The sequence below is a fragment of the Antrihabitans spumae genome (genome assembly GCF_043944905.1).
GTDB lineage: Bacteria > Actinomycetota > Actinomycetes > Mycobacteriales > Mycobacteriaceae > Antrihabitans > Antrihabitans spumae.
The window spans coordinates 1-11,308 of record NZ_JBIMSN010000100.1; the positions used below are offsets into that span (position 1 = coordinate 1).

12 protein-coding genes are annotated in these 11,308 nt (G+C 65.0%); all 12 read left to right on the forward strand.

What is annotated here, in order from left to right; genetic code table 11:
- Positions 1-99 precede the first annotated feature (99 nt).
- The 12 genes from ACHIRB_RS21575 to ACHIRB_RS21630 all read left to right on the forward strand — a co-directional run bounded on the left by ACHIRB_RS21575 (position 100) and on the right by ACHIRB_RS21630 (position 11,230).
- Entirely contained in the window at positions 100-657 is a 558-nt protein-coding gene (locus ACHIRB_RS21575; protein WP_395116887.1) for a C40 family peptidase, read from the forward strand.
- Positions 658-1,019: 362 nt separating this feature from the next.
- The gene (locus ACHIRB_RS21580; RefSeq protein WP_395116885.1) at positions 1,020-2,081 is read left to right on the forward strand and encodes a C40 family peptidase; all 1,062 of its coding nucleotides are present in this window, start codon (positions 1,020-1,022) and stop codon (positions 2,079-2,081) included.
- 87 nt (positions 2,082-2,168) lie between these two features.
- Positions 2,169-3,437, forward strand: a complete 1,269-nt coding sequence (locus tag ACHIRB_RS21585) for a hypothetical protein (protein WP_395125733.1) — start codon at positions 2,169-2,171, stop codon at positions 3,435-3,437.
- A 77-nt stretch (positions 3,438-3,514) separates the two neighbouring features.
- The gene (locus tag ACHIRB_RS21590; protein WP_395125732.1) at positions 3,515-4,663 is read left to right on the forward strand and encodes a glycosyltransferase family 4 protein; all 1,149 of its coding nucleotides are present in this window, start codon (positions 3,515-3,517) and stop codon (positions 4,661-4,663) included.
- A gap of 9 nt (positions 4,664-4,672) precedes the next feature.
- Positions 4,673-5,047: an SRPBCC family protein gene (locus tag ACHIRB_RS21595; RefSeq protein WP_395116879.1), complete on the forward strand. Its 375-nt coding sequence runs from the start codon at positions 4,673-4,675 to the stop codon at positions 5,045-5,047.
- A 114-nt stretch (positions 5,048-5,161) separates the two neighbouring features.
- A complete protein-coding gene (locus ACHIRB_RS21600) occupies positions 5,162-5,599 on the forward strand; it encodes an SRPBCC family protein (protein ID WP_199706828.1) in 438 nt (145 codons plus the stop codon).
- A gap of 32 nt (positions 5,600-5,631) precedes the next feature.
- Positions 5,632-6,876 (forward strand): ArsA family ATPase, encoded by a 1,245-nt coding sequence (locus tag ACHIRB_RS21605; protein ID WP_395127774.1) that lies wholly within the window; start codon positions 5,632-5,634, stop codon positions 6,874-6,876.
- Entirely contained in the window at positions 6,873-7,382 is a 510-nt protein-coding gene (locus ACHIRB_RS21610; protein WP_395116877.1) for a hypothetical protein, read from the forward strand. Before ACHIRB_RS21605 ends, ACHIRB_RS21610 begins: the two co-directional genes overlap by 4 nt.
- On the forward strand, positions 7,364-8,356 hold the full coding sequence (locus tag ACHIRB_RS21615) for an ROK family protein (RefSeq protein ID WP_199706826.1): 993 nt from the start codon (positions 7,364-7,366) through the stop codon (positions 8,354-8,356). The genes ACHIRB_RS21610 and ACHIRB_RS21615 overlap by 19 nt, the downstream gene beginning before the upstream one ends.
- A gap of 120 nt (positions 8,357-8,476) precedes the next feature.
- Entirely contained in the window at positions 8,477-9,208 is a 732-nt protein-coding gene (locus ACHIRB_RS21620; RefSeq protein WP_395125731.1) for a lysophospholipid acyltransferase family protein, read from the forward strand.
- A 45-nt stretch (positions 9,209-9,253) separates the two neighbouring features.
- Complete coding sequence (locus ACHIRB_RS21625; protein ID WP_395125730.1) at positions 9,254-9,745, forward strand: polyadenylate-specific 3'-exoribonuclease AS; 492 nt, start codon at positions 9,254-9,256, stop codon at positions 9,743-9,745.
- Between the two features lie 93 nt (positions 9,746-9,838).
- On the forward strand, positions 9,839-11,230 hold the full coding sequence (locus ACHIRB_RS21630; protein ID WP_395127773.1) for a class II 3-deoxy-7-phosphoheptulonate synthase: 1,392 nt from the start codon (positions 9,839-9,841) through the stop codon (positions 11,228-11,230).
- Positions 11,231-11,308: the final 78 nt, after the last annotated feature.

Sequence of the window (11,308 nt, forward strand, 5' to 3'; positions counted from 1 at the left end):
CACCTTTCTTCATGTACGACACCAACTCCGAAGGAATTACCGTGAAAGCGGCAGGCTAACCCGGCCGGTGGATGAGTGGAAGAAACGGAGCACTTTTTCATGGCGTCATCCAATTCTCATCGACCCGCGCGTCGGGCAGCCGTCGCAGGGGCAATGGCACTCGGCGCGATGATTCTTCCGGCCGCACCGGCGATGGCCGAGCCGTTCAACATCCCGGGCGTCGGAACCTTCGACGTCCCTGCGGTTCCGAACCTTCCGATCCCGCAGTTCCCAGGTACCCCCGGCGCGCCTTTCGCACCGCCCGCACCGGTCTTCAGTGCCGGCCAGCGTGCAGTCGAGGCAGCGCAGTCCAAGCTCGGCGCACCGTACGTCTACGGCGCAGCCGGCCCGAACGCTTTCGACTGCTCCGGTCTCGTCCAGTGGGCATTCGCGCAGGCCGGCATCGGCCTCCCGCGTACCAGTGGCGCACAGGCCGGCGTAGGCGTCCCCGTGTCGCTGTCGGACCTGCAGGTCGGCGATGTGATCATCTACAACGGTGGCGGACACGCAGGGATCTACGCAGGCGACGGAAACATCATCCATGCCTCCACGTCGGGCACGCCGGTGCGTTACGCGCCGTTGAACTCGATGGCGATCTACGCGGCACGCCGCGTCTGATCGACCCCTGATCCGACGCCTGCGAGGCATTCGGACATTCACGACGAGAAGAGCGGGCTGGGAAACCAGCCCGCTCTTCGCCGTGTACGGTCCAAGAGTCGGCCGGGAGTTACGGATCCTTCGGCCGACCTCAGGCTCGACACCTGGCTCGGACCGCAACGACGCGGCCGCGGCGCGTTACCACCTCGAGATGGCGAGACCGGACCTCGGCTGGACAGCGCCGTATGCCATTCCGTAACCTAACCGAGACCTCCGCGCAACTGACGAGGTCAAAGGCTGATTTCCAAGGCTGTCCGTCGCAGCCGAAGCAAGCGCCGGACCACCTCGGTCCGGCGAAAGACGGATGAACGGAGAACTGTTCCGTGGCGTCACACCGCGTGAAGCGCTCGATAGGCAGCGCAGTCGCAGTAGGTCTGCTCAGCGTCGCATTGGCCGCGGCACCGACAGGGACGGCTGTCGCCGATCCCGTCGCGCTGCCGCCCGGTAACGCGAGCGATGCCATGCAGCAGCTCACCACCCTTGCTCGCGAATCCGAACAGATCAACGAGTCTCTGCACAACGCGCAGATAGATCTCGACAAGAAGGTCGAGGCGCAAAAGGCTGCCGATGCCAAGCTTGCTGCCGATCAGGACCTCGTGAAGGTCGAGCAGGCGAAAATCGCCGAGTACCAGCCCGTCATCGACCGCATCGCTGTCGCGACGTATCAGGGCGCGCGTCCCAATCGCCTGTTCGCCGTGCTGACCAGCGATTCGCCTCAGCAGATGCTCGACCAGATGTCCGCGCTCGACGTGCTCGGGACCGAAGCTGCATCCGATGTCGCCGAATTCCAGAAGGCGATCACCGCGGCGGCGGCCGCAGAGCAGGCTTCGAAGGTCTCGGTCGAGGCGGCCAAGGCCGCGTCGGAGCAGGCCAAGGCCGTCAGCGCCGATCTGCAGAAGAAGCAGAGCGAACTCCAGGTCGCGATCGCGGGGGTCACCCAGGCATGGGGTGCGTTGTCCGGCGCAGAGCAGGCAATGCTCGTCGGTAGCGCGTTTCCGCCTGGCTTCGATCCAAGTGTGCTGCTCCAAGGCCTGATTCCCGGATCGGGAACGGGCGCGCTGCAGGCTGCGATCACACGGATCGGTAGCCCCTATGTCTGGGGAGCTGCTGGACCGAACTCTTTCGACTGCTCCGGACTCGTCGTGTGGGCCTACAAGCAGGTTGGTAAGACGCTGCCGCGGTCCAGCCAGGCCCAGATGTCGGCGGGAACTCCGGTCGACAAGAACGACCTGCAGCCCGGCGATGTCGTCGGGTTCTACTCGGACGCCTCGCACGTCGGTATCTATGCGGGCAACGGCAACGTGCTCCACGCCTCGACCTTCGGTGTTCCGGTCGCGATCTCGCCCATGGGTTCCTACCCGTACTACGGCGCCCGCCGGTACTGATTCGCAGGACAGCGGATTTCACCCCTCGACGCCGACCTAGGTCGGCGGACACCACGCTGGGAGCTTTTCGCGCTCCTCGGTCTCGCGGTGGCACTGGCAATCGTCGGCGCAGTGTTCGCCTTCGAGTCGCGAGAAGACAACGCAGAGCAGACCGCAGTATCAGCGGCACCACCCGATCCCTACACGACCGCTCGACAAGCCGATGTGCAGACGCTGCTCGACAGTTGGGCCCGTGCGCTACGCAGCGGTGACACGGCAGCACTGGCCGCCCTGTTCGACCGTGACGCCGCCGCAGGGTTTCTCGACCGAGAAGTTCGCAGAGCGCAGAATCTGCGCAACGTTCCGCTCGCCGACTTCGGTTTCGACATCGGCACCGAACCGGAAACACCGGTTCCTCCCGAGACCACCGACGCGCTGCAGGCCTCGGATGTCTGGATGCCTCCGGTCTATCTTCGCTACGCCGTCACCGGACCCGACGCAGCGCCGACGCGAAAGCCTGTTGCCCTCACCCTCGCACGGCGCGGCGAGACCTGGCTGCTGGTATCGGACGCACCCGTCGGAGATCGCGTAACCTGGCGTGGCCCTTGGGATTTCGGACCACTGCTGGCGAAGTCCGTCCCCACAGGAAACGGTCGCACGTCCGTGGTGCTCGGTCACCTCGACGACGCCGACAACGTGAACGCACTTGCCGCCGAAGTGAGCACGGCCGTTCCTTCTGTCACCGAACTCTGGGGGACCGACTGGGCGAGGTCCGCACTCGTCATCGCGACGTCGAGCCGCGACGAGTTCGTCGAGCTCGTCGGTGGCAGCTACAGCGGGAGTGAGATCGCGGCGGTCAGCGTGTCCGACATCGTCCGGACACCGCCCGTGACAGGGCAGCGTGTCGTCTTCAGTCCGACTGCGGCGCAACGTCTCGACGACGTGACGCGCAGGGCGGTATTGCGCCACGAACTCACGCACATCGCAACGAGGGCTGTGACCGTCGACGGTTCACCGATGTGGCTGCTCGAAGGTTTCGCCGACTATTCCGGTTATCGGGGGACAGGTCTGTCGCTCGGCCGGATCGCACCGACACTCGTCGCGGAGGTGGACGCGTTCGGCCTCCCCGTCGCCCTTCCTTCGGATGCAGACTTCGCGGCGAGCGCTACCGCTCGGCTTGCCTACGAGCAGGGGTGGGCCGTATGTGCCTACGTCGCAGCGGAATTCGGTGAGCCCGCGCTCGTTGCGCTGTACAGAGCGCTCGCACGTGGACCGATCGACGAGGCCGGTGTGGACCGGGTCCTGCGAGAGGTACTCGGCATCGGAACGGCCGACCTCGTACGCGGCTGGTCGGAGTGGCTGCAGCCGCAGACGTAACCAGCCGGTGCCGCTGGATCTAGCAGATCTCCCAGCACCGCCGCCCTCGAATCGCGTGTCACCGTAAGGTCTCCCGCATGGCTCGTACCCTGCTTGTCACCAACGATTTCCCGCCCCGGCCCGGCGGCATCCAGTCGTACCTGCATGCTCTTGCAACGCGGCTTCCAGCAGACGACCTCGTCGTCTACGCCCCACGGTGGCGTGGTGATTCGCACACCCGTTTCGACGCCGAACAGCCCTTCGAGGTCGTCCGGCACCCGACGACCCTGATGGTGCCGACGCCGCTGGTTGCGCGGCGCGCGGCGAAGCTCATCGCGTCGAGGGGCTGCGACAGCGTGTGGTTCGGTGCCGCAGCACCGCTCGCGGTGTTGTCTCCCGTCTTGCGGCGGGCAGGCGCGCAACGAATTGTTGCAAGTACACATGGGCACGAGGTCGGCTGGTCGATGTTGCCCGCCGCTCGCCAGACGTTGCGTGTCATCGGAGACCACACCGACGTCGTCACCTATGTCAGCGATTACACCCGCGGCAGGTTCGCATCGGCCTTCGGTGCGCGTGCGGCACTGGAACACCTGCCACCCGGGGTGCAGAGCGACAAGTTCCGGCCGGACCCGGCAGCGCGGGCGGAACTGCGGAAACGATATGCGCTCGGGGACAAGCCGACGATTCTGTGTCTGTCGCGACTCGTACCACGCAAAGGCCAGGACATCCTGATCAAGGCACTGCCGTCGATTCGCGAAAAGATCGACGGCGCAACACTTGTCGTCGTCGGCGGCGGACCTTACGAGGACACGCTACGCAAGCTGGCGCGCGAGAGCGGCGTCGCCGATCACATCGTGTTCACCGGTGGTGTCCCGTCCGCCGAACTGGCGGCACACCACACGATCGCCGACGTCTTCGCGATGCCGTGCCGGACCCGAGGTGCAGGCTTGGACGTCGAGGGCCTCGGCATCGTGTTCCTCGAAGCCTCGGCGACCGGTGTTCCCGTCATCGCCGGCCGTTCGGGCGGCGCGCCCGAAACGGTCCGCGAGGGCGAAACGGGTCATGTCGTCGACGGACGGTCGGTTGCGCAGGTCAGCGCGGCCGTCATCGGCGTGCTCTCCGATCGTGACCGCGCGGCGGCGATGGGAGCGGCAGGGCGCGAGTGGGTTGCCGCCGATTGGCGCTGGGACGTGATCGCGGCCAAGCTGGCCGGGTTGCTTGCTGGAGCGTCCGATCGGGTCGATTAGGCTCCTCGCGTGAGTAGCATCCAGGTCGCCGATCAGACGTTCGTCGCGGCACCCGCAGAGCGGGTTGCGGACGCGATATCGTCGCCGTCCAAATGGCGGCAGTGGTGGCCGGACCTCACCGTCGAAGTTCGCGAGAATCGCGGCCCGCAGGGCTTTCGCTGGACGGTCACGGGCGCCATCGTCGGAACGATGGAGGTGTGGCTCGAACCCGCTCTCGACGGGGTGATCCTGCACTACTTCCTGCATGCCGAGCCGGTCGGTGCGCTCGATCCGAGTGATCTCGGTCCTTCCAATCGTGCCCGCCGAGTCGCGGGTAAGAGAATGTCGTTCGAGGTCAAAGCGCTTCTGGAGGCGGGTAGAGCCGCGGGAGAGCCGCCGGCCTGACGCTGGTGGGATTGTCCGTAACCGGCGCTTCGTGTGTGATAGTCAGGCGTCTTCTCCGGCCAGCGCAGTCCGGTCTCGATGACGTTTGCAAGGCGAAAGGAATCGGTAGCCCCGATGGCCGACAAGACGTACAGGTCGATCCTCATTGCGGCCCCCGCAGACAAGGTGATGGACGTCATCGCCGATTTCGATCGATACCCGGCATGGGTAGCGGCCGCGAAGACGGTCGAGGTGCTCGAGCAGGGTCCCGACAAGCGCGCACACAAGGTTCGGTTCGTACTCGATGCCGGCATCGTCACCGACAGCTACGACCTCGTCTACGACTGGTCTGCCGACGGTAGATCGGTCAGCTGGGAACTCGTGCGTGGTGAACTGCAGAAGGCGCAGTACGGGACCTATTCGCTCGAACCGCGACCCGACGGCACCACCGAGGTGACCTACGAACTCACCGTCGATCTGAACATCCCGATGATCGGCATGTTCAAGCGGAAGGCCGAAAAGGTCATCACCGACACGGCTCTGAAGGAACTCAAGAAGCGAGTCGAAGGCTGAGCACCGGTAAGCGCCCCGCGCAGCAGGCGAAAATCGAGTTCTTCGTCGGCAAGGGCGGTGTCGGTAAGACCACGCTGGCGTGTGCGACGGCCATCTCGCGTGCGCGTTCCGGCGAGCGTGTCCTGCTCGCGTCGATCGATCAGGCGCAGTCGCTCGGCGACGCACTCGGCAGATCGATCTCCCACGATCCAGGCACGACTGCGGCGATCCACTCCGTGATGGACGGGTTGGAGGCTATCGAGATCGATACCCTCGCGCTGCTCGAGGAGCGCTACCGCGAAACGTCGAAGATGTTGAGCGTCGGCGCCGGCCACGATCACGGTGCCGAACTGACCGCGCTCGATGCGGGCGAGCTGACCGGTTTGCCTGGCGCGCAAGAGATTCTGGGTCTCATCGAGATCGTCGAGTTCGCGTCCGACGACCAATGGGACACCGTCGTCGTCGACTGCGGACCCACTGCCGACGCCTTGCGCACGCTGGCCGCACCGGACGCGTTTCTCGGCTATCTGGATCGAATCTGGCCGAAGCACAAGCGAATTGCGGCCGCGATCGGTACCGACCTGCGGATGGCTGTCGTCGTGGCGACGATCGAGAAGATCGCTGTCGCACTCGGTGGTGTGCGTGCTGTGATCGCCGATCAGGATCGGACCAGCGTCCGGCTGATCACCGTCGCGGAGCGGTTGGCCCTTGCAGAAGCAGCGCGAACCAGATCGGCGTTGGCGCTGCTCGGGCTGCGCCTCGATGCGGTCGTCGTGAACAAGGTGTTGCCCTCGCTCGACGAGCCTGGCACCGACGAGATTGCGTCCGAGGACGTTGCGCCGGCCGTGCGGTGGTATCGGAACCGGCGCGGGGAGCAGCTCGACGTCGTCGCGGCGTTCGAAGAATCGATGACCGATGTGCGGATCCTTACGGCACAGCACACCGGACCGGAGCCGGTAGGATTGTCCTCTCTCGGTGCGCTCGCCTACGCGGTGAACGCTGAACTGGCCGACGCGCCACCCGCACGGGGCGGGGACGCGCAGACTGTGACGGTCTGGTTGGAATCGGGTTCGGGAGTCGACTCGGTGTACGCGATGCGCATGCACCTTCCTGTCGTCGAACCGAGGAGCCTGCAACTAGCGCGAGCGGAGGACGATTTGATAGTGGGAGCTGACGGAGTCCGGCGTCGAATGCGTCTTGCGTCGGTACTGCGCCGGTGTGCTGTCGAGTCGGCGGAGCTCGACGGCACGAGTCTTGTCGTGCGGTTTCGCCCTGATCAGAAGGTATGGCCGAAATGAGTTCGGAAAAGTCCTCGAAGGCGAAAGCCGACCACTCCAATCGCGACCATGCGAAAGACGACCACGCGAACTTCGGCGACGAACTGCGCCTGCTCGCCGAGGCCTTGCTCGAGAAGGTCGAGCCTGCGCTTCGTCGTGCAGCGGTCGGGGCGAACCAGGAAGAGTGGTCGAGCTGCGACTGGTGTCCCGTGTGCGCGGTGAGCGCGCTGGTGCGCGGGGAGCACCACGACCTGCTCGGCACCCTCGCAGATCACGGTACGGCTGTGGTGATCGTCCTGCGCGAGGCCTTGGCCGGTATACCGGTCGAGCCGAAGCTGCCGCCGGAATTCGCGGACGCCGCCAACGGTGCCGCGGGGGACTCGGAAGGTAAACAGCGGGCCGCCGCAGCTGCTTCGACGCCCGATCCGAACAAACTCGTGAACATTCCGGTGACCATAAAACCCGCGAATGCAACGGCGGACCGTTCGAGTGGGCACAATTCGTCCTCATGGGCACCGGTGGTGTGAGTCGCAAACGCGGCAAGGCGCTGACCGTCGGAATCGACGTCGGCGGTACGAGTATTCGGGCGTCGGTCGTCGACGCAGAGGGACAGGTACTGGACACGACCCAGGCACCGACTCCGCAGTCGCGTAAAGCGCTGGAGAACGGTCTCGACCGGGCGGTCCGCGAACTCGCGAGCAGGCACAAGATCGCCGCCGTCGGGCTGGCGGTGGCGGGTTTCATCACAAGTGATCGCACGACCGTCCGGTTCGCGCCACATCTACCGTGGGTCGACGCACCGGTCGGCAAGCAACTCGGTGAGCGGCTCGGCTTGCCGGTCATCCTGGAGCACGACGCCAACGCCGCGGTGTGGGCAGAGCACAAGTTCGGGTCGGCAGCGGGTGGGCGCAATGTCGTCATGGTCGCGATCGGAACGGGCATCGGCGCGGCACTACTGATCGACGGCGAGCTGTATCGCGGCAGTCACGGTGTCGCACCCGAACTCGGCCACGTGCAGGTCGTGCCAGACGGGCGTGCCTGCGCGTGCGGTAAGCGTGGCTGCTGGGAACGGTATTGCAGCGGAACGGCGTTGGCGGACACGGCGATCGAACTGCTCGCCGCCAATCCGGGCGACTCGGCGATTCTGGCCCGTGAGGTCGCTCGCGATCCGGGTTCGCTGACGGGACGTCGCGTCGCCGGTGCAGCGCAGGACGGCGACCGGATCGCTATAGCAGCCGTCGCCGACTTCGCACGCTGGCTCGGCATCGGGTTCGCGTTCGTCAGCGACATCTACGATCCCGATCTCGTCGTGATTGCCGGTGGGGTGAGCAGTTCGGCACCGCTGTTCCTCGACGAGGCGCGCGAGCACTACGCGGCCTTGGTGACGGGGGCGGGGCATCGACCGCTGGCCAGAATTCGGACGACCCAGCTCGGTGAGGCTGCGGCCATGATCGGCGCTGCGGAACTTGCGCGAGCGGTTGTCGCCGACAGCAACTCGTGAACGCTGCTCGTGACGTGCCACGTCATGGTCACTTGTCTGGTAGCTCGGTAAATGAAACCTCGGTAAAGTACGCGTCGAGTGTCTTGTGAGCGTCTTGTCACGTCCGTCGGGAAGGGTCCCATGTTGTATTGGCTGCTGAAGTTCGTGTTGGTGGGCCCGATACTGCGACTGGTCAATCGCCCCCGCATCGAGGGACTCGAGCACATTCCGGCGGACGGTCCCGCGATCCTTGCAAGCAACCATCTTTCGATCACCGACTGGCTGTTTCTGCCACTGATGTCGACGCGACGAATCACCTTCCTTGCCAAGAGCGAGTACTTCACGACTCCCGGAATCAAAGGCAGGTTGCAGAAAATCTTCTTCACAGCGACCGGTCAGGTGCCGATCGATCGCAGTGGTGGCGACGCCGCCGAATCGGCGATGAACACCGCGCGAATCTATCTCGACAAGGGCAAGCTCGTCGGTCTGTATCCCGAGGGCACCCGCTCGCCCGACGGTCGGCTGTACAAGGGCAAGACGGGGTTGGCCAGATTGGCGCTCGAAACAGGTGTGCCGGTGATTCCGTGCGCGATGATCGGCACCAACCTCGTGACGCCACCGGGGACAACCAAGTTCCGGCCGGCTCGGGTCACGGTCAAGATCGGTCCGCCGATCGACTTCTCGCGGTTCGAAGGTATGGGCGGCAACCGCTTCATCGAGCGCGCTGTGATCGACGAGGTGATGTACGAGCTGATGCAGTTGTCCGGCCAGGAGTACGTCGACATCTACGGTGCATCGCTGAAAAAGAAGAAGCCGTCCGCGGACGCGGTTGCGCCGCGCGCCGATCGCTACCCGGATACCCAGGCAGGCTGACCCACACGACCCGGCAGCGCTCGATGTCGCATAGGGTGGCCGACCGTGCGCTATTTCTACGACAATGAGTTCATCGAAGACGGCCGAACCATCGAGCTGATCTCGATCGGTGTCGTATGTGAGGACGGACGCGAGTTCTACGCTGTGTCCACCGATTTCGATCCGAAGCGGGCAGGTAAGTGGGTCCGCCAGAACGTTCTTCCGAAGCTGCCGCCCCCTGCACATCCCGCGTGGCGCAGTCGGGAACGCATCCGTGACGACCTGCTGTCGTTTCTACTTCCGCGCGCGGGTATCGAACCCGAACTGTGGGCCTGGGTTGCTGCCTACGATCACGTCGCGCTGTGTCAGCTGTGGGGCCCGATGACGGCGTTGCCGCGCTCGCTACCGCGCTACACCCACGAGCTGAAGCAGTACTGGGAGCAGAACGGCAGCCCGACAATTCCACCCGTACCGGCAGACGCGCACGATGCGCTCGCCGACGCTCGGCACAATCTGGCGAAGTTCGAGGCCATCGAGCGGGCTCGTTCGTTGCGGTGAACGAGCGTTCGTCACGGTAGCGAACCAGGGGCTGAACCCAAGGTGTGACAACCCAACACCTTCGACGCGTCGTATTGCGAATATCCTGTATTGGTGAACTGGACTGTCGACGTACCGATCGATCGCTTGCCCGAGTTGCCACCGCTTCCGAGCGATCTGCGCGACAGGCTGGCCGCTGCTTTGGCGAAGCCTGCCGCGCAACAGCCGAGCTGGCCGAAAGATCAGGCCGCGGCGATGCGGACCGTGCTCGAAAGCGTGCCCCCGATCTGCGTCCCCTCCGAAGTTCAGGAGCTGCAACGCAAGTTGGCCGAGGTCGCGCGCGGTGAGGCGTTCCTCCTGCAGGGCGGCGACTGCGCCGAGACGTTCGCCGACAACACCGAGCCCCATATCAAGGGCAACATTCGGACACTGCTGCAGATGGCGGTCGTGCTGACCTACGGTGCGAGCGTTCCCGTCGTGAAGGTCGCGCGCATCGCGGGTCAGTATGCGAAGCCGCGGTCGTCCGACATCGACTCGCTGGGTCTCAAGTCCTACCGCGGTGACATGGTCAACTCGTTGGTGGCGGATGCTGCTGTGCGCGATCATGATCCGTCCCGTCTGGTGCGCGCGTACGCAAATGCGAGCGCTGCGATGAACTTGGTCCGCGCGCTGACCGGTGCGGGCATGGCCGATCTGCACAAGGTGCACGACTGGAACAGGGCGTTCGTCGCCGAGTCTCCCGCGGGCGCGCGATACGAGCAGCTCGCCTCGGAAATCGATCGCGGTCTGGCGTTTATGAATGCCTGTCGAGTGACCGACCCCAACTTGCAGTCCGCTCAGATCTTCGCGAGCCACGAGGCACTCGTGCTCGATTACGAGCGTGCGATGCTGCGGCTGTCCGAAGACGAAGACGGCAACCCGACGCTCTACGACCTCTCGGCACATTTCCTCTGGATCGGCGACCGCACCCGGCAGCTCGACGGTGCGCACATTGCGTTCGCGGAACTGCTGTCCAACCCCATCGGCCTCAAGATCGGCCCGAACACGACGCCGGAAATGGCGGTCGAATACGTCGAGCGCCTCGATCCGACGAACAAGCCGGGCCGGTTGACGTTGGTGTCGCGGATGGGCAACACCAAGGTTCGCGATCTGCTGCCGCCGATCATCGAGAAGGTGCAGGCGACAGGCCATCAGATCATCTGGCAATGCGATCCGATGCACGGCAACACACACGAGGCGTCGACCGGATACAAGACGCGGCACTTCGATCGCATCGTCGACGAGGTGCAGGGCTTCTTCGAGGTCCACAACGGACTCGGTACGCACCCCGGCGGCATCCACATCGAGTTGACCGGCGAGAACGTGACCGAATGCCTCGGTGGCGCGCAGGACATCTCCGATCTGGACCTGTCCGGTCGCTACGAGACCGCATGCGATCCGCGCCTCAACACCCAGCAGTCGCTGGAACTGGCATTCCTCGTCGCGGAGATGCTTCGGGAGAAGTAGGCGGCTCCGCCGCTCGTGCGTCTGCTACGTGAATGGAACTGTTGGCGTCGGCGTCAGCACGCGGCGGAGCCGCGTCAG